This is a genomic window from Pseudomonas sp. KT_2_4 (assembly GCF_041410225.1).
GTDB lineage: Bacteria > Pseudomonadota > Gammaproteobacteria > Pseudomonadales > Pseudomonadaceae > Aquipseudomonas > Aquipseudomonas paracarnis.
Genome location: NZ_CP166962.1, coordinates 2,341,149 through 2,367,139 on the forward strand (window position 1 = coordinate 2,341,149; position 25,991 = coordinate 2,367,139).

Genomic DNA, 25,991 nt, shown 5'->3' on the forward strand with positions numbered 1-25,991 from the left:
CAGATCCTGATGGGATCTGCCCGTTTTTTCGTTCAGGGGCGCGCCCTGCTTAAGTCATGGGGATGTTCGTCCGGGTCTGGTGGCTCGTGCGGTTCTTCGCTCGTTGGCTCCTCGGTATCAGGGACGGGCTCTGGGTCAGGAACAGTGACTTGCATCTGCTCCTGCACCACCTGCTCATCCACCCGCGGGTCAAGGGCAGCCACCAAAGGCGAACTGGACATGCTGTCGGGCATCGCCACGTGATGCAGTGGTGCGTCGTCGACCTGATGCAGGTTGGTTACCGCCTTGGGTCGAATGCGCCACACCAGGATCAGCGCACACAGGCTGAAAAACGCGTAGAGCATCTGGCTGCCGAATAGCTTCATCACCACACCGGCCAACAGCGGCCCCACGCTGGCGCCGATCCCGTAGGTAACGAGCAACATGGCCGTCAGTGACACCCGGCGATCGCCTTCCACATGGTCGTTGGAAAAGGCCACCGCCAAGGGGTAAAGGCAGAACTGCACCAGCGAACAGAAGAAGCCCGCCACGAACAACACCTCCAGCGGTACCTGCGTCATGATGGCCAACGGTAAGGCCGTTATCGCCAGGCACAAGGCAAAGCAGCGGATCAGCAGCGCGCGGTCATAGCGGTCCGACAACCAGCCCAGTGGCCACTGCACGACCAATCCAGCAAAAATGCAGCTACCCATGAACAAGCCGACTTGCTCAGTCGTCAGGCCCTGCTGAGAGGCGTAGAGCGGCGCCAAGCCGTAGAACGAACCGACGATCAACCCAGCGCCCAACACGGTGCTGAGCGATTGCGGCACGCGCTTGATAAAGAAGCGCGGCTCCATCGGAGCCGGGTGCAGTGGGGCCGGGTGAATGCGTCGGGTCATCGCCACAGGGACCAGGCACAGCGCAAAGCACAGCGCCACGAGCATCAACAGTTCAAGCCCGAGATGGGGGTGCATGACCAGGATCAATTGGCCCAGCACCAACCCAAGGTAGGACGCAATCATGTAACCGCTGAACACTACGCCGCGCTGCTTGGCGTCTGCCTGCTCATTGAGCCAACTCTCGATGACCATGTACTGGCACATCATCCCCAGGCCCACGATCATCCGCAGCACAATCCAGGCTGGCAGCCAATCAATCAAACCGTGACCCAGCACTGCTGCGCCGACGATCCCGGCGCAGGTAGCGTAGGCACGAATATGCCCGACCCGGGCAATCAAGCGGTGCCCGAGCTTGCCGCCCAGCACCAAGCCAAAATAGTTGGCAGCCATCAGCGCACCCACCCACAGGCTGTCGACGTTGTCTGCTGCCAGACGCAAAGCCAGATAAGTACTAAGCAGGCCGGAGCCGATCAGCATCATCAAAGAGGCGAAATAAAGGGCTCGAAAAGATTTCCAGATCTGGCGCATCGGCGTTCCGAGCGGCTCCTTGCGGTGAGGGGTAGGGCTATCAGCATGATAGTCCGGGGCGGTTGAGTCCGGACAGACGGTAGGGTCTGTTTCCGGGGATTATTTTGTTTCACAGCTCAGACGATACGTGGGTGTCTGTGAGGTACATAACCGTGGAGATAAATACACGGCGCACCACCTGTGAACCTTGATAACACGCAAGGTTCGACTGGTATTGGGGTATCTGTACAAAAGGCGTCAATGGAACGCTGGGCAGGCTTTGGAAGTTGGCGTTCTTTTCGAGCGCCCAAAACAAAACCCCAACTGCTTTCGCAATTGGGGTTTCGGAATTTAATCTTGACGATGACCTACTCTCACATGGGGAAACCCCACACTACCATCGGCGATGCATCGTTTCACTGCTGAGTTCGGGATGGGATCAGGTGGTTCCAATGCTCTATGGTCGTCAAGAAATTCGGGTACTGAGTCGTGGCCAGTTGGCCTCGCTTCAGCAAATTGGGTATGTGATAGTTTTCGGTGTTTTGTGAGCGTCGAACTTTCGGTTCATTGCGTCTTCACACACCGCAATCTGGTCTCTCTCGAGTTCGCAAATTGCTTGGGTGTTATATGGTCAAGCCTCACGGGCAATTAGTATTGGTTAGCTCAACGCCTCACAGCGCTTACACACCCAACCTATCAACGTCGTAGTCTTCGACGGCCCTTCAGGGAACTCAAGGTTCCAGTGAGATCTCATCTTGAGGCTAGTTTCCCGCTTAGATGCTTTCAGCGGTTATCTATTCCGAACATAGCTACCCGGCAATGCCACTGGCGTGACAACCGGAACACCAGAGGTTCGTCCACTCCGGTCCTCTCGTACTAGGAGCAGCCCCTCTCAAATCTCAAACGTCCACGGCAGATAGGGACCGAACTGTCTCACGACGTTCTAAACCCAGCTCGCGTACCACTTTAAATGGCGAACAGCCATACCCTTGGGACCGGCTTCAGCCCCAGGATGTGATGAGCCGACATCGAGGTGCCAAACACCGCCGTCGATATGAACTCTTGGGCGGTATCAGCCTGTTATCCCCGGAGTACCTTTTATCCGTTGAGCGATGGCCCTTCCATACAGAACCACCGGATCACTAAGACCTACTTTCGTACCTGCTCGACGTGTCTGTCTCGCAGTCAAGCGCGCTTTTGCCTTTATACTCTACGACCGATTTCCGACCGGTCTGAGCGCACCTTCGTACTCCTCCGTTACTCTTTAGGAGGAGACCGCCCCAGTCAAACTACCCACCATACACTGTCCTCGATCCGGATAACGGACCTGAGTTAGAACCTCAAAGTTGCCAGGGTGGTATTTCAAGGATGGCTCCACGCAGACTGGCGTCCACGCTTCAAAGCCTCCCACCTATCCTACACAAGCAAATTCAAAGTCCAGTGCAAAGCTATAGTAAAGGTTCACGGGGTCTTTCCGTCTAGCCGCGGATACACTGCATCTTCACAGCGATTTCAATTTCACTGAGTCTCGGGTGGAGACAGCGCCGCCATCGTTACGCCATTCGTGCAGGTCGGAACTTACCCGACAAGGAATTTCGCTACCTTAGGACCGTTATAGTTACGGCCGCCGTTTACCGGGGCTTCGATCAAGAGCTTCGCGTTAGCTAACCCCATCAATTAACCTTCCGGCACCGGGCAGGCGTCACACCCTATACGTCCACTTTCGTGTTTGCAGAGTGCTGTGTTTTTAATAAACAGTCGCAGCGGCCTGGTATCTTCGACCGGCATGAGCTTACGGAGCAAGTCCTTCACCCTCACCGGCGCACCTTCTCCCGAAGTTACGGTGCCATTTTGCCTAGTTCCTTCACCCGAGTTCTCTCAAGCGCCTTGGTATTCTCTACCCAACCACCTGTGTCGGTTTGGGGTACGGTTCCTGGTTACCTGAAGCTTAGAAGCTTTTCTTGGAAGCATGGCATCAACCACTTCGTTACCTAAAAGGTAACTCGTCATCAGCTCTCGGCCTTAGAATCCCGGATTTACCTAAGATTCCAGCCTACCACCTTAAACTTGGACAACCAACGCCAAGCTGGCCTAGCCTTCTCCGTCCCTCCATCGCAATAACCAGAAGTACAGGAATATTAACCTGTTTTCCATCGACTACGCTTTTCAGCCTCGCCTTAGGGACCGACTAACCCTGCGTCGATTAACGTTGCGCAGGAAACCTTGGTCTTTCGGCGTGGGTGTTTTTCACACCCATTATCGTTACTCATGTCAGCATTCGCACTTCTGATACCTCCAGCAAGCTTCTCAACTCACCTTCACAGGCTTACAGAACGCTCCTCTACCGCATCACTTACGTGATACCCGTAGCTTCGGTGTATGGTTTGAGCCCCGTTACATCTTCCGCGCAGGCCGACTCGACTAGTGAGCTATTACGCTTTCTTTAAAGGGTGGCTGCTTCTAAGCCAACCTCCTAGCTGTCTAAGCCTTCCCACATCGTTTCCCACTTAACCATAACTTTGGGACCTTAGCTGACGGTCTGGGTTGTTTCCCTTTTCACGACGGACGTTAGCACCCGCCGTGTGTCTCCCATGCTCGGCACTTGTAGGTATTCGGAGTTTGCATCGGTTTGGTAAGTCGGGATGACCCCCTAGCCGAAACAGTGCTCTACCCCCTACAGTGATACATGAGGCGCTACCTAAATAGCTTTCGAGGAGAACCAGCTATCTCCGAGCTTGATTAGCCTTTCACTCCGATCCACAGGTCATCCGCTAACTTTTCAACGGTAGTCGGTTCGGTCCTCCAGTTAGTGTTACCCAACCTTCAACCTGCCCATGGATAGATCGCCCGGTTTCGGGTCTATTCCCAGCGACTAGACGCCCTATTAAGACTCGCTTTCGCTACGCCTCCCCTATTCGGTTAAGCTCGCCACTGAAAATAAGTCGCTGACCCATTATACAAAAGGTACGCAGTCACCCAACAAAGTGGGCTCCCACTGCTTGTACGCATACGGTTTCAGGATCTATTTCACTCCCCTCTCCGGGGTTCTTTTCGCCTTTCCCTCACGGTACTAGTTCACTATCGGTCAGTCAGTAGTATTTAGCCTTGGAGGATGGTCCCCCCATATTCAGACAAAGTTTCTCGTGCTCCGTCCTACTCGATTTCATGACTAAGAGATTTTCGCGTACAGGGCTATCACCCACTATGGCCGCACTTTCCAGAGCGTTCCGCTAATCTCAAAGCCACTTAAGGGCTAGTCCCCGTTCGCTCGCCACTACTAAGGGAATCTCGGTTGATTTCTTTTCCTCAGGGTACTTAGATGTTTCAGTTCCCCTGGTTCGCCTCTTGCACCTATGTATTCAGTACAAGATAACCATCTTATGATGGCTGGGTTCCCCCATTCAGACATCTCCGGATCAAAGTCTGTTTGCCGACTCCCCGAAGCTTTTCGCAGGCTACCACGTCTTTCATCGCCTCTGACTGCCAAGGCATCCACCGTATGCGCTTCTTCACTTGACCATATAACCCCAAGCAATCTGGTTATACTGTGAAGACGACATTCGCCGAAAATTCGAATTTCTCAATTAAGAGAACTCACAAATTTTACCTTAGCCTGATCCGTTACCAGTGAAAGTAACGTTCAGTCTATCTTTCTATCACATACCCAAATTTTTAAAGAACGATCTAATCAAAGACTAGAAATCAATATTCGCTTCAGAATATTCATTTCTAAACTCTAACAGCAGAAGCAGTTAATGGTGGAGCCAAACGGGATCGAACCGTTGACCTCCTGCGTGCAAGGCAGGCGCTCTCCCAGCTGAGCTATGGCCCCATAACAAAATTGGTGGGTCTGGGCAGATTCGAACTGCCGACCTCACCCTTATCAGGGGTGCGCTCTAACCAACTGAGCTACAGACCCAATTTCGAGCGCGTAACTGATTAGCTAAGAGCTATCAGCTTGGAGCTTAAAGCTGCTTCTATCGTCTTCTTCAATGAATCAAGCAATTCGTGTGGGAACTTATGGAGCAGCTGATGTCGTCGATTAAGGAGGTGATCCAGCCGCAGGTTCCCCTACGGCTACCTTGTTACGACTTCACCCCAGTCATGAATCACACCGTGGTAACCGTCCTCCCGAAGGTTAGACTAGCTACTTCTGGTGCAACCCACTCCCATGGTGTGACGGGCGGTGTGTACAAGGCCCGGGAACGTATTCACCGCGACATTCTGATTCGCGATTACTAGCGATTCCGACTTCACGCAGTCGAGTTGCAGACTGCGATCCGGACTACGATCGGTTTTATGGGATTAGCTCCACCTCGCGGCTTGGCAACCCTCTGTACCGACCATTGTAGCACGTGTGTAGCCCAGGCCGTAAGGGCCATGATGACTTGACGTCATCCCCACCTTCCTCCGGTTTGTCACCGGCAGTCTCCTTAGAGTGCCCACCATAACGTGCTGGTAACTAAGGACAAGGGTTGCGCTCGTTACGGGACTTAACCCAACATCTCACGACACGAGCTGACGACAGCCATGCAGCACCTGTCTCAATGTTCCCGAAGGCACCAATCTATCTCTAGAAAGTTCATTGGATGTCAAGGCCTGGTAAGGTTCTTCGCGTTGCTTCGAATTAAACCACATGCTCCACCGCTTGTGCGGGCCCCCGTCAATTCATTTGAGTTTTAACCTTGCGGCCGTACTCCCCAGGCGGTCAACTTAATGCGTTAGCTGCGCCACTAAAAGCTCAAGGCTTCCAACGGCTAGTTGACATCGTTTACGGCGTGGACTACCAGGGTATCTAATCCTGTTTGCTCCCCACGCTTTCGCACCTCAGTGTCAGTATTAGTCCAGGTGGTCGCCTTCGCCACTGGTGTTCCTTCCTATATCTACGCATTTCACCGCTACACAGGAAATTCCACCACCCTCTACCATACTCTAGTCAGTCAGTTTTGAATGCAGTTCCCAGGTTGAGCCCGGGGATTTCACATCCAACTTAACAAACCACCTACGCGCGCTTTACGCCCAGTAATTCCGATTAACGCTTGCACCCTCTGTATTACCGCGGCTGCTGGCACAGAGTTAGCCGGTGCTTATTCTGTCGGTAACGTCAAAATTGCAGAGTATTAATCTACAACCCTTCCTCCCAACTTAAAGTGCTTTACAATCCGAAGACCTTCTTCACACACGCGGCATGGCTGGATCAGGCTTTCGCCCATTGTCCAATATTCCCCACTGCTGCCTCCCGTAGGAGTCTGGACCGTGTCTCAGTTCCAGTGTGACTGATCATCCTCTCAGACCAGTTACGGATCGTCGCCTTGGTGAGCCATTACCTCACCAACTAGCTAATCCGACCTAGGCTCATCTGATAGCGCAAGGCCCGAAGGTCCCCTGCTTTCTCCCGTAGGACGTATGCGGTATTAGCGTCCGTTTCCGAACGTTATCCCCCACTACCAGGCAGATTCCTAGGCATTACTCACCCGTCCGCCGCTCTCAAGAGAAGCAAGCTTCTCTCTACCGCTCGACTTGCATGTGTTAGGCCTGCCGCCAGCGTTCAATCTGAGCCATGATCAAACTCTTCAGTTCAAACATCTTTGGGTTTTTAAGAAACCCTAAACTTGGCTCAGCAATCGTTGGTTACATCTTTGATTTCTCGCGGAGTAACTTGTGATGCTGATAATCTTGTTGACTATCAGTCTGACCCCACAAGCACCCACACGAATTGCTTGATTCAGTTGTTAAAGAGCGGTTGGTTAAGATCTTTCGTCTCAACCGAGGCGCGCATTCTACAGCAGCCTCATTTGCTGTCAAGTGGTTATTTTCAGAAGTTTTCGAAGATTTCTTCAACAACTTCAACCACTTGCGCTTGCGATCTCTCGTAAGCGGGAGGCGAATTCTACAGGGATCGCCATGAACGTCAACCCCCTTATCTTAAAAAAAGCGAAACACTTACTCGCCTATAAAAACCAGGGTGCCCCACCGCCTCTTCTATATAGAAGGAGCGCACAACCTAGGGACGTGAATTATTCCCACCCACACAAATGCATCTGGATCTCAACCGAAAGAAGCGCGGCTGGATCCCGCACAGGCGAGGAACGAGGATGACTGTTGTTGAGACCGACGAATACCAGGAGGGGAAAGCTTTACAAAGATGGTGTCCCAGGGCCGGTTCGAACGGCCAACCTTCCCCTTAGGAGGGGGATGCTCTATCCAATTGAGCTACTGGGACAAATGCCACGCTTACCCTGAAGGGCTAGCGACAGACGGCGTGCATCTTAACGGCCGAGGCTGGTTTTGTCATGTCGTCCGTTGGCATTTTGACTGTAGGCCAATCCTTGCGCGTACGTTCATAGCCTCATTCAGCATGCCAAGACTTTCACCCTCATCGTGCAAATTGCACTACGCCAATATGCCATCATTGCAAACTGCAACCCAGCGCCCTCAAAAAACAATCTTAACTCCTTGTTTTTATTGGAATAATAGATTGGCACGACATCTGCAAAGTCATAAACACAAAACCAATCGTTCCAGGCACCGTGGAGACTATGATGATGAACAGCGCCCTTCTACTAGCACTGAACGCTGTGGCACTGGCTACGGTGGTGACGTTTCATTTTCAGCCGACCAGTACTGAAGACGGCGCGCAAATCAGCCAAGCCATTCCCCACCATCTGCAACAGCGACCTCAGTTGGCACTGATGACTGCAAACCCCCAGTCTCCCATCCGCCTGACCCAAGATACACAATCAGCGCCAGCGGCCGAGCATTGGGTTTTCTGAGAACACTATTCATGTCGAAATCTGCCTGGTTGTTTCTGTGCCTGACGCTCCTATCTGTTGCGCTAGGCCTGGGAGCTACATCACAACAAACTCAAACCCTAGCCTTCGTCGCCAGCGCCGTGCTGGGCAGCCTACTGGTACTGACGCTAATCAAGGGTCGCCGAATCAAATTCGATCCGCTCCTGCGCTAACCCCCTTCCCCATCTCCCTCCCCTACCTTATGTCGCCTGATACTCGTAAATAGGCGAACAGCTACTAACCTTAAGCTTGAGGGCAAAAGGCCATATCGCTATAGGACGGGCGCCCTTCAACCCGGATGCCGTGCAGGCTTGGGCGAAGATTGACGAGCTTCGCTGCAGTCGCAGGATTTTTTCTAACCAGTCCGCAAAAACGTAAATCAGTACTGGCATAAAGCCTGTAGGCGGTTCAATATTTGTCACAGAATTGACGCCAATGAAATGTCAAATCTGAGGCATGATGCGGCCTCTTTGCAATTCGGGTTGAACTTTGGTCGTGAGCCTTGTCTTAACACTCATCTTGCGGCCAATTCCAGAAACCGCTCCCCTGAACTAACCGGTTAAATATATGCGCCCATTGAAACAGGCAATTTATTCCAGCCGTACGGCTGACAAATTCGTCGTACGTCTGCCAGACGGAATGCGGGAACGCATTGCCGAGGTGGCTCGCAATCATCACCGCAGCATGAACTCCGAAATCATCGCACGCCTGGAACAAAGCCTTATTCAGGAAGGTGCCTTGGGTGAAGAGTTGAGCATGCGCCTGGACAGCCCCGAGCTGTCACTGCACGAACGCGAACTGCTGCAGCGTTTTCGTCAGCTCTCCCACCGCCAGCAAAATGCTCTCGTCTCGCTTATCGCGCATGACGTGGAGGCGGCCGCAGAAGCCAATTGATTGACACCTGAAAGCCGAAGCCAGCGATGTGCTGGCTTTTTTTTGCCTGGAGTTTGGGAATAAGAAGCAAAGCGAGGGCAGATTTGCCCCCGCTGGAAGGGTCAGAGCAGGAAGATCGTTGCCAGGCCCAGGAAGATGAAGAAACCACCACTGTCAGTCATGGCCGTGATCATCACACTGGCACCCATGGCAGGATCGCGACCTAGACGCGCCAGGGTCATGGGAATCAATACCCCCATCAAGGCCGCCAGCAACAGGTTAAGGGTCATGGCCGCAGTCATTACCACGCCCAGGGACCAACTGCCGTAGAGCAAGTAAGCCACCACGCCAATCACACCGCCCCACACCAATCCGTTTATGAGGCCTACCGCCAGTTCCTTACGCAGCAGCCGTGAGGAATTGGCAGTACTGACCTGATCCAGCGCCATGGCGCGCACGATCATGGTGATGGTCTGGTTCCCGGAGTTACCGCCAATACCCGCCACAATCGGCATCAACGCCGCCAAGGCCACCAGCTTCTCGATGGAACCCTCAAACAACCCGATCACGCGAGAAGCGATAAACGCGGTAATCAGATTGATAGCCAGCCAGGCCCAGCGGTTATGCAGTGAACGCCAGACCGACGCGAAAATATCCTCCTCTTCACGCAAACCCGCCATGTTGAGGACTTCGGTTTCACTTTCTTCACGGATCAAGTCGACGATTTCATCGATGGTCAGACGACCGATCAACTTGCCGTTCTTATCCACCACCGGAGCCGAGATCAAGTCGTAACGCTCGAATGCCTGGGCCGCGTCGTAGGCATCTTCGTCCGGATGGAAGCTCACGGTATCGCTGGCCATCAGGTCAGCAACTTTCTTCTCCGGATCATTGACCAGCAGGCGCTTGATCGGCAAAACGCCCTTGAGGATCCCCTCATAGTCGACCACAAACAATTTGTCGGTGTGGCCGGGCAACTCTTTGAGACGGCGCAGGTAACGCAACACCACTTCCAGGCTGACGTCTTCGCGGATGGTGACCATCTCGAAGTCCATCAGGGCGCCGACCTGATCCTCGTCGTACGACAGCGCGGAACGCACACGCTCACGCTGCTGCGTGTCGAGCGCTTCCATCAACTCATGGACAACATCACGGGGCAGCTCAGGTGCCAGGTCAGCAAGCTCGTCCGCATCCATCTCCTTGGCGGCAGCCAGGAGTTCGTGGTCATCCATGTCGGCGATGAGCGTTTCACGCACCGAGTCCGATACTTCCAGAAGGATGTCACCGTCACGATCAGCCTTCACCAACTGCCACAGGGTCAGTCGGTCATCCAGCGGCAAGGCTTCAAGAATATAGGCGACGTCGGCGGAGTGCAGGTCATCGAGCTTGCGTTGCAACTCGACGAGGTTTTGCCGGTGAACCAGGTTTTCGACGCGGTCGTGGTTCGGACCTTCCTGGCGGTGCGTGAGGTCTTCGACCACTCGCTGGCGCTGCAGCAGCTCGATAACTTGAGCCAGACGATCCTGCAGGCTTTCTTGTGTTTTCTTTACTTCTACTTCGGTCATAGGCGAACTCCACTCCCAGCAGCGGGGCACGCCGGAAGGATCAATCAGTCAATTCATGATTGGTAAAACGGGGTACTGAGTAACTACTGGGTAAGTCCATGGAGGTATTCCACAAGCCCCGGCGGGGCTGACGGGCGCATGATACACCGCCCGGACGTTTTAAACGTTAAAAAACTGGAAAGAACAAGCGCTTGCACGCCAAAGCTCAGTATTGGCTGCATCTATGAACTGCGACGACGCAGACGCATGGGAAAACACATGAGGAGGGAGAAAAAGGAGGACGCCGGATAAAACCCACACAAACCCGAGACGGCAAAAAGCCCGCACTAGGCGGGCTTTTTGTTTGTATGGTGCACTCGACAGGATTCGAACCTGTGACCGCTCGGTTCGTAGCCGAGTACTCTATCCAGCTGAGCTACGAGTGCAGATTGTGTTTTTAGACCAGATCACAACTGGTTGAAGCCAAGCTACCTGCATCACTGCAACTAACTCTTAAATGGTGCACTCGACAGGATTCGAACCTGTGACCGCTCGGTTCGTAGCCGAGTACTCTATCCAGCTGAGCTACGAGTGCATTTGTTGCCGCGCATTATAGGCCGTTCAATCTCTATGTAAAGCTATTTTTTCGAGTATTTTCAACAACTTACCGAAAAAACCAGATTGCAACGTACTAAGCAAATAATGGCGGAGAACGGGGGATTCGAACCCCCGACACCCTTTTGAGGTGTACTCCCTTAGCAGGGGAGCGCCTTCGGCCACTCGGCCAGCTCTCCGCAACACGGGGCGTATATTAACCACGTTCCTCCCCGTTTGCAAACATAAAAAACGATAAAAATTAAAGGCTTGGTTCTTCGTCCTTCTCTTTCTTGATCCGCAGGTAGATTTCCTCGCGGTGGACCGCCACCTCTTTCGGAGCATTAACCCCAATACGTACTTGATTGCCTTTAACGCCGAGCACCGTCACGGTGATTTCGCCATCACCGATAATCAGGCTTTCTGCGCAACGACGAGTCAGAATCAGCATACCTTTCACCTCACGCATTTCAGTTCAGGAACAACAGTCTGCAAAAAAAAAGCATTCGACCTACAACCAAAAGGTCGTAGCCCTACTCGCTAAGTATTGTCGAGCCCATGCAAAAGACCATGTACCCCACAAAAAATGAAAGGCGCGGTAAACCGCGCCTTCCTGGCAACGCATCACTCGCCCTGTCGGGCCGGAGCATCCAACTCAAAAGCCGTATGCAGCGCGCGTACAGCCAGTTCCAGGTACTTCTCTTCGAGCACTACCGAGACTTTGATTTCCGAGGTGGAAATCATCTGGATGTTGATACCTTCTTTGGCCAGGGCCCCGAACATACGGCTGGCAACGCCAGCATGGGAACGCATGCCCACCCCTACGATCGACACCTTGGCAATCTTGGTATCGCCGACCACTTCACGGGCGCCAATCTCGCTCGCTGTGTTCTGCAGGATTTTCAATGCTGCATCGTATTCGTTGCGGTGCACGGTAAAGGTGAAATCGGTGGTGTTATCGTGCGAAACGTTCTGCACGATCATGTCGACTTCAACATTCGCATCGCTGACAGGGCCCAGAATCTTGAAAGCCACGCCCGGGGTGTCTGGCACGCCACGGATCGTCAGCTTGGCTTCATCGCGATTGAAAGCGATGCCGGAAATGATCGGCTGTTCCATGGATTCCTCTTCATCAATAGTAATGAGGGTGCCCGGACCCTCCTTGAAGCTGTGCAATACGCGCAGCGGAACGTTGTACTTGCCGGCGAACTCCACCGCACGAATCTGCAACACCTTGGAACCAAGGCTGGCCATTTCCAGCATTTCTTCAAAGGTGATCTTGTCCAGCCGCTGGGCCACGGGCACGACGCGTGGGTCAGTGGTGTAGACGCCATCCACATCGGTATAGATCTGGCATTCGTCCGCCTTGAGCGCTGCCGCCAGGGCCACACCGGTGGTGTCCGAACCGCCACGACCCAGCGTGGTGATGTTGCCGTGCTCATCCACACCCTGGAAACCCGCTACAACTACCACGCGCCCTGCTTTCAGATCAGTACGAATTTTCTGATCATCAATTTGCAGGATCCGCGCCTTGGTATGTGCGCTGTCTGTAAGAATGCGCACTTGGCTACCAGTGTAGGACACCGCTGGCACGCCACGCTTGTTCAGCGCCATGGCCAACAGCGCAATGGTCACCTGCTCGCCCGTGGAGACGATCACATCCAGCTCACGCGGCAGCGGCTGTTGATCACCGCTGATGGCTTTGGCCAGATCGATCAGGCGATTGGTCTCGCCACTCATGGCCGACAGCACCACTACCAGGTCATCACCAGCATCGCGGAACTTCTTAACCTTGTCGGCGACCTGCTCGATTCTTTCGACAGAACCAACCGAGGTGCCTCCAAATTTCTGTACGATCAAAGCCATTTCCAAGCCGCCTCAGCCCGTAAAGGGGCGCCTAATATCCAATCCACCTGCACTGAACAAGCCCGTGACTAGACCACGGGCCGGTTAACAGTGCTTTAAATACCTGCCTCGACAAATGGCACGGTCAAGGCCAGGGCCGCGTCCAGCGCTGCGGCATCGACACCACCGCCTTGCGCCATGTCCGGACGACCACCGCCCTTGCCGCCCACTGTCGCAGCGGCTTGCTTCATCAAATCACCGGCTTTGAGTTGGCCAGTCAGGTCCTTGGTTACACCCGCAACCAGAACGACCTTATCCTCATGGACACTGCCGAGCAGGATCACTGCGCGGCCGAGCTTGTTCTTCAACTGATCGACCAAGGCCAACAGCGCCTTGCCATCCTGGCCGTCCAGGCGCGCCGCCAGGACTTTTACGTCCTTGACGTCAACCGCCGCGGCCGACAGGTCATCGCCCGCAGCGCTCGCCGCTTTGGCCTGCAACTGCTCCAGCTGTTTTTCCAGCGCACGGTTGCGCTCCAGAACGGCGGACAGCTTGTCGATCAGGTTGTCGCGGCTGCCCTTGACCAGGCCGGCCGCTTCCTTGAGTTGTTCTTCGGCTGCATTGAGGTAAGCCAGGGCCGCAGCACCAGTCACCGCCTCAATACGACGTACGCCCGAGGCCACACCACCTTCGCTGATGATCTTCAGCAGGCCGATATCGCCGGTGCGGTTGGCGTGGATGCCACCACAGAGTTCTACCGAGAAGCTGCCGCCCATACTCAGTACGCGAACTTCGTCGCCGTACTTCTCGCCAAACAGCGCCATGGCGCCTTTGTTCCTGGCGGTCTCGATATCGGTTTCTTCAGTTTCAACCGGGGTGTTCTTGCGAATCTCGGCGTTGACGATGTCTTCCAGGGCCTTGATCTGCTCAGGCTTGATCGCTTCAAAGTGGCTGAAGTCAAAACGCAGGCGCTGGCTGTCCACCAACGAACCTTTTTGCTGCACGTGCTCGCCCAGGACCTGGCGCAGCGCGGCGTGCAGCAAGTGCGTGGCCGAGTGGTTCAACGCCGTGGCATGCCTTACATCGGCATCGACCTGGGTGTCTACCGGTGCGCCCACAGTCAAGTTGCCCAGCACCAGCACACCGTGATGCAGGAACGCACCGCCGGTCTTGGTGGTGTCGCGCACGTCAAAACGACCGGATGTCGAGCTCAGGAAACCGCAATCGCCAATCTGGCCACCCGACTCGGCATAAAACGGCGTCTGGTCCAGCACCACAACCGCCTCTTCACCCTCGCTCAACACGTCGACCGACTTACCGTCTTTATAGATGGCGACGATCTTGGCCGAGCCCGCAGTCGCCTTGTAGCCGGTGAACTCGGTCGGTACGTCAACCTTGACCAGGGTGTTGTAGTCCAGGCCAAAGGAGCTGGCCGAACGGGCCCGCACGCGCTGGGCTTCCATCTCACGCTCGAAACCGGCTTCGTCGACGGTCAACTCACGCTCGCGGGCGATGTCGGCAGTCAGGTCCATCGGGAAACCATAGGTGTCGTACAACTTGAACACCACATCACCCGGCACCACGGTGCCTTTGAGCTCAGCCAGGTCCTGTTCCAGAATCTTCAGGCCGTGCTCCAGGGTCTTGGAGAACTGCTCTTCTTCAGCCTTGAGCACCCGCTCGATGTTGCTTTGCTGTTGCTTGAGTTCCGGGAAGGCATCGCCCATCTCGGCAACCAGCGCGGCCACGATCTTGTAGAAAAAGCTGCCGGTAGCGCCCAGCTTGTTACCGTGGCGGCACGCGCGACGGATGATGCGACGCAGCACGTAGCCACGACCTTCGTTGGACGGCAGCACGCCGTCTGCGATCAGGAAACCGCAGGAACGGATGTGGTCCGACACCACCTTGAGCGAAGACTGGCCTTCATTGGCGCAACCAATAGCTGCCGCCGAGGCGCTCAGCAGGTTGGTGAACAGGTCGATTTCGTAGTTGGAGTGAACGTGCTGCATCACCGCACTGATCCGCTCCAGGCCCATGCCGGTGTCTACCGACGGTGCCGGCAGCGGATGCAACACGCCATCGGCGGTGCGGTTGAACTGCATGAACACGTTGTTCCAGATCTCGATGTAGCGGTCGCCGTCTTCTTCCGGCGAGCCTGGCGGGCCACCCCAGATATCGTCGCCGTGATCGTAGAAAATCTCGGTGCACGGGCCGCACGGGCCGGTATCGCCCATGGTCCAGAAGTTATCGGACGCGTAGGGCGCGCCTTTGTTGTCACCGATACGGATCATGCGCTCGGCAGGTACACCGATTTCCTGGGTCCAGATGTCATACGCTTCATCGTCCGTCGCGTACACGGTGACCCAGAGTTTTTCCTTGGGCAGCTTCAGCACGCCGGTGAGGAAGGTCCAGGCGAACGTGATCGCGTCTTTCTTGAAATAGTCGCCGAAGCTGAAGTTACCCAGCATCTCGAAAAAGGTGTGGTGACGGGCGGTGTAGCCGACGTTTTCCAGGTCACTGTTCTTGCCGCCGGCGCGTACGCACTTCTGGCTGCTGGTAGCGCGGGTGTAGGCGCGCTTTTCCTGGCCCAGGAAACAGTCCTTGAACTGGTTCATCCCCGCGTTAGTGAACAGCAGGGTTGGGTCATTGCCTGGGATCAAGGAGCTGGAGGCTACACGGGTGTGGCCTTGCTCTTCGAAGAAGCGAAGGAAGGCTTCACGGATTTCTGCGCTTTTCATTAGGTTCTTCCACGGAGGCTGCGGCCAAAGGCCAGTGCGCAACATCATCAGACGGAGCGACGGCAAAGGGCCGCATTATATCGGCCCTTTGCCGGTGGTACAGCGTGTTTATGTGATAGAAACAGTCAATTAGACGGCCTGCACTGTCATTTCTGCGAAAACGCGACGAATGTCTGCACCACTTGCTCGATCTGCGCCCGGCTCACATCCAGATGGGTGACCATGCGCAGGCGCGGCGCGGCGGTCAACTTGACCCCACGCTCGGCCGCAAAGGCCTTCAGCGCCTGCGCCTGATCACCTACCTGCACATACACCATATTGGTCTGCACCGGCTCGACGCTGTAGCCGGCCTTGCGTAACTCATCGCCCAGCCATTGCGCGTTGGCATGGTCGTCAGCCAGGCGCTGCACCTGATGATCCAGAGCATACAACCCCGCCGCCGCCAGGGAGCCCGCCTGGCGCATGCCGCCGCCGACCATCTTGCGCAAGCGCCGAGCCTTGGCGATCAGCGCCGTCGAGCCACACAGCACCGAGCCGACCGGCGCACCGAGGCCCTTGGACAGGCACACCGACACCGAATCGAAATGCTGGGCGATTTCTCGCGCATCCACCCCCAGCTTGACTGCCGCGTTGTAAAGGCGGGCGCCATCCAGGTGCAGGGCCAAGCCGTGCTCGTGGGTAAATGCACGGGCCTTGGCCAGGTAATCCAGCGGCAGCACTTTGCCCTGCATGGTGTTTTCCAGCGCCAGCAGGCGTGTGCGGGCGAAGTGGAAGTCGTCGGGCTTGATGGCGGCAAGCACTTGGTTCAGATCAAGGGAGCCATCAGCTTGAACTTCCAGGGGTTGCGGCTGGATCGACCCCAGCACCGCCGCACCGCCGCCTTCGTATTTGTAGGTGTGAGCCTGCTGGCCGACGATGTATTCCTCGCCGCGCTCACAGTGAGCCATCAACGCCAGCAGGTTGCTCATGGTACCGGTGGGCACGAACAGCGCCGCGGCAAAGCCCAGGCGCTTGGCCAACTCGGCCTCCAGGCGGTTGACGCTGGGGTCTTCGCCGTAGACATCATCGCCGCTGACGGCGCTGGCCATTGCGTCGAGCATGCCGGGGGTAGGTTGGGTCACGGTGTCGCTGCGCAGGTCGATCACGGTCATGAAGGGGGCCTCTAACGGAGTGGATAAGTCCTTTTGTGTGTGATTACTGCGGGCAAAGCCACGGAATATCAAGCCCCTATTGCATTCATTCGAATACCAACCAATCAAACCGATATAAGTTATCGAGACGGCAGCCGTGCAGTTTTCGAAAAACCATGTTAAAAACTCTGCGCCGCCAGGGTTCTGGTGGCAACGTTCTCAGGGCGGGGTGCAATTCCCCACCGGCGGTAATTGCACGCAATGTGCATAGCCCGCGAGCGCTTGGCGCCTCGAACTGCTCAGGCAGGACGGCGACGAGGTCAGCAGACCCGGTGTGATCCCGGGGCCGACGGTCATAGTCCGGATGAAGAGAGAACGGGATTGGCACCTAAGGGCCGCGCGCTTGTTTGCGCATGCGTACCCTTAAATCCCATTCGATTCATAACGCCCTGTTTTTTTCTTAAACAGGAGTCAGAACATGCAACCCACCGCAATCGACAGCAAAAGCAAAAACCATCACGGCGAGCGCGTCGCGTTTATCCAGGCCTGCTGGCACAAGGATATTGTCGACCAATCGCGCAAAGGCTTCCTCGCCGAAATGATCGCCCAGGGTTATCAGGAATCGGACATCGACTTCTTCGAAGTCGGCGGCGCCTTTGAAATGCCCCTGCACGCCAAGTTGCTGGCCAAGACCGGCCGTTACGCCGGCATCGTCGCTGCCGCGCTGGTGGTGGACGGTGGCATCTACCGTCACGAATTCGTCGCGCAATCGGTAGTCAGCGGCCTGATGCAGGTGCAGCTGGAAACTGAAGTGCCGGTGTTCTCGGTGTCCCTGACGCCGCACCACTTCCATGCCGGCAGCGAGCACACCACGTTTTTCTACGAGCACTTCGTGCACAAGGGCCAGGAAGCGGCGCGCACCTGCGCCGATACCCTGCACAAGGTACGCGCGATCCGTCGTAGCGAGCCGCGTGCGGTAGCGGTCTAAATCCAAGCCTCACCGCAAACCAGTGTGGGAGCTGGCTTGCCTGCGATGCAGACACCTGGGTGTATCAGTGATACCCAGGTGATGTTATCGCAGGCAAGCCAGCTCCCACATTGGACTGAGCCAGACTTGGCTCTCAGGCCAGGCCGGCATCCGTGGTGGGCACGATCAATATCCCGGCGCGCAAGCCGTTCTTCACCTTTGGGTTGGGAAAGATAATGCGGGCGCCCTCCTCCTCGATCACCCAACGGGTCTTGGCCACGTCTTCGGCCAGCAGGTAGCCCCTTTCCAATTCCGAAAAGTTTTCCACATCTGCGGGCAGGTGCATCAGGAAGGCGTCGCTGTGCTTGATCACTTCTCGCGCAACGGCGAAGAGTTGCAGGCCGTCGAGGCTACCGGTCTCAGGCTCGTTGCCCTCGATGATCTGCTTCAGACGCGCTTCCAGGCGCGACACGTCCACACCGTCGTTCTGCCCGAACGGCCGGGCCTTGCCCAACTCCAGGGTGAACGCCTCGGCGCCGAGTTGCTCGTAGGTAAACGCGGTGAAGGTAATCGAGGTTTTGTTCTGCAACAGCACCGCCTGCATGCCAGCCGCGTTCAGGCGCTCCAGCTCACGGCGCGAATGCTGTCGGTCTTCTTTCCACGGGTACAACGCGAACTGTTCGATTTTCGAACCACGAATCGCGGTATGCAGGTCGTAATGCAGGCGCGAACGGCCAGGCAGGCTGAAAAAGCTGCGGGCCAATTGCTCAAGCTCGGCGGCGCGCATGGCTTCGGGGCCGATGTTTTGTTCATGCCGGCCATTGAACAGCCGGTTGACGTCCAGCTCGAGGTAACGCTCACCGCGGCGCATGGCCTCGGTATTACCGAACAGGAACAGAATACGGGTGCGGGGTTTGATCTCCCCGCGGGCAATGCCATGCAACAGGCGGTCGAGCAATTCGATCGGCGCGGTTTCGTTGCCATGGATGCCGGACGACAGCAGCAAGTCGCTGCCGTTGTCCAGAGCTTCAGGAGGGCGCACTTCAAGCGCGCCTTCGCTGAGCCAGCGCATCTGCACGCCGTCGACAGTCAGTTGAATTTTTTGCGCCGGTTCACGACCGGCGAGGGTCAGTTCAAGCAGTTTGCCGAGGGCGAGCATAAGCAGCTTCCTTAGTGGTTGCAGCCTGGGCCATGGACATGATCGTCGTCGTCACCTTCAACGTCGGCCGGTTCCATTTCCAGTTGCAGGCTCATCAGGTTGGTGGCCAATGGGCGCATCAGCAGGTTGGCGTACTCGGCGTCGCCCTCTTCTACGTCTACGCCAATCAGCAGTTGGCCGCGGCCATCGTGCTGGATCCAGATCTCCTTGCCCTGCCAGACCACGGCGACGCGGGTGCAGGAGGTTTCCAGCTGGGTGCCGTCGGTGTCTTCAAGGATGAGTTTCAGGGTGTCGGTCATAAATAAAATATCTCAGCCGTGTGGCATTAATTGATCTGGAAAGGATAAACCGAGCCCAGTTTAAGGATTTGCGTCAGTTCATCCAATGCCGTCCGGCACTCAAGCAGCAACTGCGGGTCAGCCAGGTCGGTTTCGCGCAGGCTGTCACGGTAGTGCTTGCCCACCCATTGGGTCAGGGTTTCGTACAACGGCGCGGTCATGATAACCCCTGGGTTCACGGCCGCCAGCTCGGTTTCGTTCAACGCCACGCGCAGGCGCAGGCACGCCGGCCCACCGCCATTTTGCATGCTTTGCTTGAGGTCGAAGACCTTGACCTCACGAATCAGCCCGCCGGAAGCGGTCAGACCTTGCAGGTACTGCCACACGCGCTCATTGGCGCGGCACTCTTCTGGCACGATCAGCAGCATCGAACCATCAGGACGAGTCAGCAACTGGCTGTTGAACAGGTAGGAACGCACCGCGTCCTCGACACTGACCAACGCGCGAGGCACACACACCGACTGGAAGTTGCCGCCCAGCTTGCCCAACTTGCCGTGCAGTTCGGCGAGCATCTGCTCGGTGTTGAGGAACGCATCCTCGTGATAGAACAGCACTTCGCCGTTGCCCACCGCGATCACATCGTTGTGGAACACACCCGCGTCGATCACCGCCGGGTTCTGCTGGGCGTAGACCACACCGTCATCCTTCAAGCCATGCAGGCGCGCAACGGCCTGGGAGGCTTCGAGGGTCTGGCGCGCCGGGTACTTCTGCGGGGCCGGGTAACGAGGGTCGAAAGCACTACGGCCGAAGACGAAAAACTCGACGCCCGCCTCACCGTACTCACGACAGAAACGCGTGTGGTTGGCCGCGCCTTCATCGCCAAATTGCGCCACGGCCGGCAAGGCGGCGTGGTGAGCGAAATGCTTGCCATCGGCGAACATCGCCCCCAGCACGCGGCTGGTGGTGGGGTGCTCGATGCTGCGGTGGTATTTGCAATTGAGGTTGGCGGCAGTGAAATGCACACGGCCGTCTGCGGTGTCGGCGCTTGGGCTGACGGTGGCGGCGTTGGCTACCCACATGCTGGATGCCGAGCAGCTCGCTACCAGCAAAGGCATAGCCTGCCTGGCAGCCTGCTGGATTACCTGGGCGTCGGTGCCGCTGAAACCCAAGCTGCGCAAGGCGGCTACATCCGGGCGCTCCTGGGGCGCCAATACACCTTGCACAAAGCCCATGTCCATCAGGGCTTTCATTTTCTGCAGGCCCTGCAACGCCGCTTCCTTCGGGTTGGAAGACTGCTGGCTGTTGCTTTGGGACGCGACGTTGCCGAAGGACAAACCGCCGTAGTTATGGGTCGGCCCCACTAGACCGTCAAAATTGACTTCACAGGATTTCATCGGCGAGGCTCCACGAACATCTGTTTTTATAGGCATCAAATCACTTGAATACACCACAGATCCATTGTGGGAGCGGGCTTGCTCGCGAAAACGGTGGTTCAGTCACTTCAAATGTTGAATGAAACACCGCATTCGCGAGCAAGCCCGCTCCCACATTTAGATCAGCGTTATACCTGGCGTGAGCGTTGCCGGGACTATCAGGCTCGGCGTCTCCAGCGAAGCCACCGGGTACGCGCAATAATCCGCCGCGTAATAGGCACTGGCGCGATGATTGCCCGACGCCCCGACACCACCGAACGGCGCGGTACTGGCAGCGCCGGTCAACTGCTTGTTCCAGTTGACGATGCCGGCGCGGCTTTCCAGCCAGAATTGCTGGTAACGCGCTTCGGAGTCCGACAACAGGCCAGCGGCCAGGCCGTACTGGGTGTTGTTGGCCTCCGCGATGGCACCGGCAAAATCCGCATAGCGGATCACCTGCAGCAGCGGCCCAAACAGCTCTTCATCTTCACGCTCCGTCACACCGGTTACGTCGATGATGCCAGGGGTCAACAAAGCGGCCTGAGCCTGAGGCTGAGTCATCTCCAGCAGTGCCACGGCGCCATTGGCCAACATCAGTTCCTGGGCTTGCATCAAGGCTTTGGCCGCAGCCAGGGAGATCACCGAACCCATGAACGGCGCCGGTTGCTGATCGAAAGCGCCCACTTCAAGGCTCGCACTCACCGCCACCAGGCGCGCCAGCAAGGCATCGCCCCAGGCACCTTGCGGCACCAGCAAGCGGCGGGCACAGGTGCAACGCTGGCCTGCCGAGATAAACGCCGACTGGATGATGGTGTACACCGCCGCATCCACGTCGGCGACTTCGTCCACGACCAGCGGGTTATTACCGCCCATTTCCAGGGCCAGGATCTTGTCGGGGCGCCCTGAGAATTGCTGGTGCAAGTGGTTGCCGGTGCGGCTGGAGCCGGTAAAGAACAGGCCGTCGATGCCTGGGTTGGCCGCCAGGGCGATGCCGGTTTCCCGCGCGCCTTGCAGCAGGTTCAGCACGCCCGGTGGCAAACCGGCTTCGATCCAGCACTGCACGGTCAGCTCGGCGACCTTGGGGGTCAGTTCGCTCGGTTTGAACAGCACGGTGTTACCCGCCAGCAACGCCGGGACGATGTGCCCATTGGGCAAGTGCCCAGGGAAGTTGTAAGGGCCGAACACCGCCACCACACCGTGGGGCTTATGGCGCAACACTGCGGTGGCGTCGCCCAGGGGGCCGCTCTTCTCGCCAGTACGCTCGCGGTAGCTTTGCACCGAGATCGCAATCTTATTGGCCATGCTGGTGACTTCAGTGGCCGACTCCCACAGGGGCTTGCCGGTTTCTTCGCCAATGCAGCGGGCGATTTCATCGGCACGGCTTTTAAGCGTGGCGGCGAAGGTTTCCAGCACGCTGATGCGTTCTTCGAGCGGGCGCCTGGCCCATGCCGGGAATGCCTGACGCGCAGCCTGCACGGCGGATTCGACCTGTTCAGCGCTGGCACCGTTACCAGCCCACAGCACTTGCTGGGTCACCGGGTTGCGCGATTCAAACAACTCACCCTGGCCAGCCAGCCAGCTACCTGCGATATACAACGAATTCATTATTTGGACTCCCGAGCAGCAGACAACGCAACAGCACGTACTTGATCACCCACCACCAGCTGCAGGCGCTTGGCGGTCTGTGGATCGACCACCAGGGTACCTGCCGCCAGACGGGCCGGAGCGGCGGTGATACGGCATTCTTCGCGCTTGCGGTTATGGATCAGGAACGGCGTGGCGTCGTCCCCCGGCGTGCCGATGGCCAACACCAGTGACTGGCTGTCGCGCACCGCACGGATCTTGCTGGTTTCACATTCCACCGCCGGGCCGGCGTCGAAAATATCCACATAGCCCTGGTAGCTGAAGCCTTCGCTCTTGAGCATGCTCAGGGCCGGCTCGGTGTCCGGGTGGACCTTGCCGATCACATTGCGCGCGTCTTCGGAGAGAAAGCAGCTGTACAGCGGAAACTTGGGCATCAGCTCGGCGATAAACGCCTTGTTGCCCACGCCGGTGAGGTAGTCGGCCTGGCTGAACTCCATCTTGAAGAAGTGCCGGCCCAGACTTTCCCAGAACGGCGAACGCCCAGCATCGTTGGACACACCGCGCATCTCGGCAATGATCTTGTTGCCGAACAGTTGCGGGAACTCGGCGATAAACAACATGCGCGCCTTGGCGAGCATGCGACCGTTGAGGCCGTTGCGGTAATCGGCATGCAAAAACAACGAGCACAATTCGGAATTACCGGTGAGGTCGTTGGCCAGGAACAGCGTCGGTATCTCACGGTAGATATTCAGTTCCTGGGAAGCGCTGACAGTCAGCCCAACCCGGAAGTTGTACCACGGCTCGCGCAGGCCAACGGCGCCAGCGATGGCAGAGATTCCCACCACGCGGCCTTCGTCGTTTTCCAGCACGAACAGGTAGTCGGCATCGCCGCGCCCGGCTTCGCCGCGAAAGGTTTTTTCCGCCCAGCCCACCCGGTGGGTCAGGCGCTCTTCGTTGGCCGGCAAGGTGGTGAGACCGGTGCCAGTGCTGCGCGCCAGATCAATCAGGGCCGGTAAATCGCTGCTGCGTACGGGACGAACGATCATGCTATCTCCTCGAACGGGCCGCTGTTGTCAGCCACCCGCGAAACTCTCTTTTTAAACCGCAACCAGGCGCACACTGGCGCCTTCACCAACACCCAGCGCTTCGGCTGCCGCCAGGTCCAGGGTCACCGGTTTGCCGGGCGCGTAGTCCAGCTCCAGCATCACCGCACGGTAATCCTGCAACTGCGCGTTGCTCACCAAGTACTGGCGGCCAACGCCCTTGACCATCTCGCCGATCTTCACCGGCACCACGCGGCTCTGGGCGATTGAGCGAATGCCCGAGACCCGGGCGTGCAGCGTCGGGCCACCGTCGAAGATGTCAATGTAATGGTCAGTTTCGAAGCCTTCACGCATGAGGATGTCGAAGGTGATTTGCGCACGCGGGTGCACCTGGCCCATGGCCTCTTGGGCTTCGTCCGGCAGCAGCGGCACGTAGATCGGGTAGTGCGGCATCAACTCGGCGAGGAAGGTACGGCTTTTCAGCCCGCACAGGCGCTCGGCGGCGGCGTAGTTGAGGTCGAAGAAGTTGCGGCCAATGGCATCCCAGAACGGTGAATCGCCGTTCTCGTCGCTGTAGCCGACAATCTCGGTCACCACCGAGTCGGCAAAGCGCTCAGGATGGCTGGCGACAAACAGCAGTCGGCCACGGGAATTGAGTTCCGACCACGGCGAACCGACCAGCTCAGGCACCACATAAAAGCTAGTGAGCAGGCTGTTGCCGGTAAGGTCGTGGCACTGGGAAAGCACGTGGATCTTGTTGTGGATCTTCAGCTCGCGGGAGGCGTGCACGAAGGTTTCGTTACGAAAGCTATAGAACGGCTCGGAGTAACCGGCCGAGGCTACGATAGCCGAGCAGCCGGCGAGCTTGCCGGTCTCGGTGTCTTCCAGCACGAAGAAATAGCTCTCTTCACCGTTGAAACTCACCTCGGCCGCGAAGGACGCTTCGCTGGCCGCGATCTTGTCGCTCAGGCGTTCCACATCATCCGGCAAGGAGGTGACACCAATCGGGCTGTCCGCAGCCAGACGCTGTACCTCGCCCAGATCAGCCATTTGCGCGGGGCGCATCACCAGCATGGTGTCACTCCTTAACTCGAAAACTCACAGAGGAAAAAATGCCGGACACAGGCCCCGGATACACATCGGTCTCAATGTGTAAGCAGATCCATGTGGGAGCTGGCTTGCCGGCGATACAGGCAACTCGGTATATCAACGGCACCGAGGTGATGCTATCGCAGGCAAGCCAGCTCCCACATTTGTTCAGGTCCGGCCAATAAAATGTGTCGCTATCAGGCTTGCGTCAACGTCTTCACAGCACGCTCAAAACGATCCAGGCCTTCATTGATGTCCGCCTCTTCCACCACCAGGCTCGGTGCAAAACGCACCACGTCAGGGCCGGCTTGCAGGATCATCAAGTTCTCTTTTTCGGCCGCGTTGAACACGTCCTTGGCCTTGCCTTTGAAGGCATCGCTGAGTACGCAACCGATCAACAAGCCCATGCCACGCACTTGGGTGAAGATGCCGTACTGCTTGCCGATCTGCTCCAGGCGCGCCTTGAACAGGTCGTGCTTGGCATTCACACCCGCCAGCACTTCTGGGGTGTTGATCACGTCGATCACCGCTTCCGCTACCGCGCACGCCAGCGGGTTGCCGCCGTAGGTGGTGCCGTGGGTGCCGACTACCAGGTGCTTGGCCAAGTCTTCACGGGTGAGCATCGCCGCAATCGGGAAGCCGCCGCCCAGGCTCTTGGCGCTGGTGAGGATATCTGGCGTCACGCCGTAATGCTGGTAGGCAAACAGGTGGCCGGTGCGGCCCATACCGGTTTGCACTTCGTCGAATACCAACAGTGCGTCGTGGGCGTCGCACAGCTCGCGAGCGCCTTGCAGGTAAGCCAGTTCGGCCGGCAGTACACCGCCTTCGCCCTGGATCGGTTCCAGAACCACGGCGCAGGTCTTATCGGTCACTGCCGCTTTCAGCGCAGCCAGGTCGTTATAAGGAACGTGGGTGATGCCGGTGATTTTAGGCCCGAAACCATCGGAGTACTTCGACTGGCCACCGACGTTGACGGTGAACAGGGTACGGCCGTGGAAGCTGTTCAACGCGGCGATGATCTCGTACTTCTCGCTGCCAAAACGGTCGAACGCCACGCGACGGGCCAGCTTGAACGCGGCCTCGTTGGCTTCGGCGCCGGAGTTGCAGAAGAACACGCGCTCGGCAAAGGTGGCGTCGATCAGCTTGTGGGCCAGACGCAAGGCCGGCTCGTTGGTGAACACGTTGGAGACATGCCACAGCGTGTTGGCCTGTTCGGTCAGTGCACCGACCAGCGCCGGGTGCGCATGGCCCAATACGTTGACCGCGATGCCGCCGGCAAAGTCGATCAGCTCGCGACCGGCCTGGTCCCACACGCGCGAACCTGCGCCACGTACAGGGATAAAGGCAGCAGGTGCGTAGTTGGGCACCATCACTTGGTCGAAATCGGCACGTTGCACCGGGGCTTGCTCAACGGACATCGGAGTCTCCTGAAGAGGAACGCCTGCCTGGAACTGGCGGGCGATGCAGGGATTGTAAGGACAGTTTTCAGCGCCACCTTGTCGCCAAGCGACAACTTCTTATAGCGCCAACCCCGGTTTTACGCGGGTTTACGGCAATGCGAC

Annotated in this window: 17 protein-coding genes, 6 tRNA genes, 3 rRNA genes and 1 riboswitch; of the genes, 4 read left to right on the plus strand and 22 right to left on the minus strand. The window is 57.1% G+C overall.

Features of this window, described 5'->3' with window-relative positions; all coding sequences use genetic code 11:
- Positions 1–32: 32 nt before the first annotated feature.
- From AB9N64_RS10765 to AB9N64_RS10795, 7 genes are all read right to left on the minus strand, one after another.
- Positions 33–1,406 carry an MFS transporter gene (locus AB9N64_RS10765; protein WP_014719586.1) on the minus strand — a complete coding sequence of 458 codons (1,374 nt, stop codon included), beginning with the start codon at positions 1,404–1,406 and terminating at the stop codon, positions 33–35.
- 334 nt (positions 1,407–1,740) lie between these two features.
- A 5S ribosomal RNA gene (gene rrf / locus AB9N64_RS10770) occupies positions 1,741–1,856 on the minus strand.
- A 156-nt stretch (positions 1,857–2,012) separates the two neighbouring features.
- Positions 2,013–4,904 (minus strand): 23S ribosomal RNA (locus AB9N64_RS10775).
- 237 nt (positions 4,905–5,141) lie between these two features.
- Positions 5,142–5,217: transfer RNA gene (locus AB9N64_RS10780), tRNA-Ala, on the minus strand.
- Positions 5,218–5,227: 10 nt separating this feature from the next.
- Positions 5,228–5,304: transfer RNA gene (locus AB9N64_RS10785), tRNA-Ile, on the minus strand.
- A 124-nt stretch (positions 5,305–5,428) separates the two neighbouring features.
- Positions 5,429–6,965, minus strand: a 16S ribosomal RNA gene (locus AB9N64_RS10790).
- The 16S, 23S and 5S rRNA genes sit together here with 2 tRNA genes alongside, the layout of an rRNA operon.
- A 566-nt stretch (positions 6,966–7,531) precedes the next feature.
- Positions 7,532–7,608 (minus strand) — tRNA-Arg (locus AB9N64_RS10795).
- Positions 7,609–7,930: 322 nt separating this feature from the next.
- Between AB9N64_RS10795 and AB9N64_RS10800 the strand changes: the two genes are divergently transcribed.
- The 3 genes from AB9N64_RS10800 to AB9N64_RS10810 all read left to right on the plus strand — a co-directional run bounded on the left by AB9N64_RS10800 (position 7,931) and on the right by AB9N64_RS10810 (position 9,070).
- Entirely contained in the window at positions 7,931–8,158 is a 228-nt protein-coding gene (locus AB9N64_RS10800) for a hypothetical protein (protein ID WP_014719587.1), read from the plus strand.
- An 11-nt stretch (positions 8,159–8,169) separates the two neighbouring features.
- Positions 8,170–8,349 (plus strand): PA3371 family protein, encoded by a 180-nt coding sequence (locus tag AB9N64_RS10805; protein ID WP_003193590.1) that lies wholly within the window; start codon positions 8,170–8,172, stop codon positions 8,347–8,349.
- Between the two features lie 394 nt (positions 8,350–8,743).
- Positions 8,744–9,070, plus strand: a complete 327-nt coding sequence (locus AB9N64_RS10810) for an Arc family DNA-binding protein (protein ID WP_003193592.1) — start codon at positions 8,744–8,746, stop codon at positions 9,068–9,070.
- A gap of 101 nt (positions 9,071–9,171) precedes the next feature.
- Here the strand turns inward: AB9N64_RS10810 and mgtE are convergent, their stop codons facing one another.
- The 8 genes from mgtE to ltaE all read right to left on the minus strand — a co-directional run bounded on the left by mgtE (position 9,172) and on the right by ltaE (position 16,918).
- Positions 9,172–10,614 (minus strand): magnesium transporter, encoded by a 1,443-nt coding sequence (gene mgtE / locus AB9N64_RS10815; RefSeq protein ID WP_003193593.1) that lies wholly within the window; start codon positions 10,612–10,614, stop codon positions 9,172–9,174.
- 348 nt (positions 10,615–10,962) lie between these two features.
- Positions 10,963–11,039 (minus strand) — tRNA-Arg (locus tag AB9N64_RS10820).
- 72 nt (positions 11,040–11,111) lie between these two features.
- Positions 11,112–11,188 (minus strand) — tRNA-Arg (locus tag AB9N64_RS10825).
- A 108-nt stretch (positions 11,189–11,296) separates the two neighbouring features.
- Positions 11,297–11,387, minus strand: a tRNA-Ser gene (locus tag AB9N64_RS10830).
- 62 nt (positions 11,388–11,449) lie between these two features.
- Positions 11,450–11,638: a carbon storage regulator CsrA gene (gene csrA, locus AB9N64_RS10835; protein ID WP_003175645.1), complete on the minus strand. Its 189-nt coding sequence runs from the start codon at positions 11,636–11,638 to the stop codon at positions 11,450–11,452.
- Between the two features lie 173 nt (positions 11,639–11,811).
- Positions 11,812–13,053 carry an aspartate kinase gene (locus AB9N64_RS10840; protein ID WP_003193595.1) on the minus strand — a complete coding sequence of 414 codons (1,242 nt, stop codon included), beginning with the start codon at positions 13,051–13,053 and terminating at the stop codon, positions 11,812–11,814.
- Between the two features lie 95 nt (positions 13,054–13,148).
- Entirely contained in the window at positions 13,149–15,767 is a 2,619-nt protein-coding gene (alaS, locus tag AB9N64_RS10845; protein ID WP_014719590.1) for an alanine--tRNA ligase, read from the minus strand.
- Positions 15,768–15,913: 146 nt separating this feature from the next.
- Entirely contained in the window at positions 15,914–16,918 is a 1,005-nt protein-coding gene (gene ltaE / locus AB9N64_RS10850) for a low-specificity L-threonine aldolase (protein ID WP_371360247.1), read from the minus strand.
- Positions 16,919–17,108: 190 nt separating this feature from the next.
- Positions 17,109–17,278, plus strand: a riboswitch (FMN riboswitch).
- 97 nt (positions 17,279–17,375) lie between these two features.
- Between ltaE and AB9N64_RS10855 the strand changes: the two genes are divergently transcribed.
- Positions 17,376–17,885, plus strand: coding sequence for a 6,7-dimethyl-8-ribityllumazine synthase (locus AB9N64_RS10855; RefSeq protein ID WP_003193604.1), 510 nt, complete (start codon positions 17,376–17,378; stop codon positions 17,883–17,885).
- Between the two features lie 133 nt (positions 17,886–18,018).
- On the opposite strand, the gene astE is transcribed toward AB9N64_RS10855, so the two are convergent.
- From astE to AB9N64_RS10890, 7 genes are all read right to left on the minus strand, one after another.
- On the minus strand, positions 18,019–19,023 hold the full coding sequence (gene astE / locus AB9N64_RS10860) for a succinylglutamate desuccinylase (protein WP_014719592.1): 1,005 nt from the start codon (positions 19,021–19,023) through the stop codon (positions 18,019–18,021).
- A gap of 11 nt (positions 19,024–19,034) precedes the next feature.
- A complete protein-coding gene (locus tag AB9N64_RS10865) occupies positions 19,035–19,322 on the minus strand; it encodes a hypothetical protein (RefSeq protein ID WP_003175651.1) in 288 nt (95 codons plus the stop codon).
- Between the two features lie 26 nt (positions 19,323–19,348).
- Entirely contained in the window at positions 19,349–20,695 is a 1,347-nt protein-coding gene (astB, locus tag AB9N64_RS10870) for an N-succinylarginine dihydrolase (RefSeq protein ID WP_032903464.1), read from the minus strand.
- 156 nt (positions 20,696–20,851) lie between these two features.
- On the minus strand, positions 20,852–22,321 hold the full coding sequence (gene astD, locus AB9N64_RS10875; protein ID WP_165901725.1) for a succinylglutamate-semialdehyde dehydrogenase: 1,470 nt from the start codon (positions 22,319–22,321) through the stop codon (positions 20,852–20,854).
- A complete protein-coding gene (astA, locus tag AB9N64_RS10880; RefSeq protein ID WP_003193612.1) occupies positions 22,318–23,343 on the minus strand; it encodes an arginine N-succinyltransferase in 1,026 nt (341 codons plus the stop codon). The genes astD and astA overlap by 4 nt, the downstream gene beginning before the upstream one ends.
- Positions 23,344–23,394: 51 nt before the next feature.
- Entirely contained in the window at positions 23,395–24,414 is a 1,020-nt protein-coding gene (gene aruF, locus AB9N64_RS10885; RefSeq protein WP_003175655.1) for an arginine/ornithine succinyltransferase subunit alpha, read from the minus strand.
- Positions 24,415–24,626: 212 nt separating this feature from the next.
- Positions 24,627–25,847: an aspartate aminotransferase family protein gene (locus tag AB9N64_RS10890; RefSeq protein WP_003193615.1), complete on the minus strand. Its 1,221-nt coding sequence runs from the start codon at positions 25,845–25,847 to the stop codon at positions 24,627–24,629.
- Positions 25,848–25,991 lie beyond the last annotated feature (144 nt).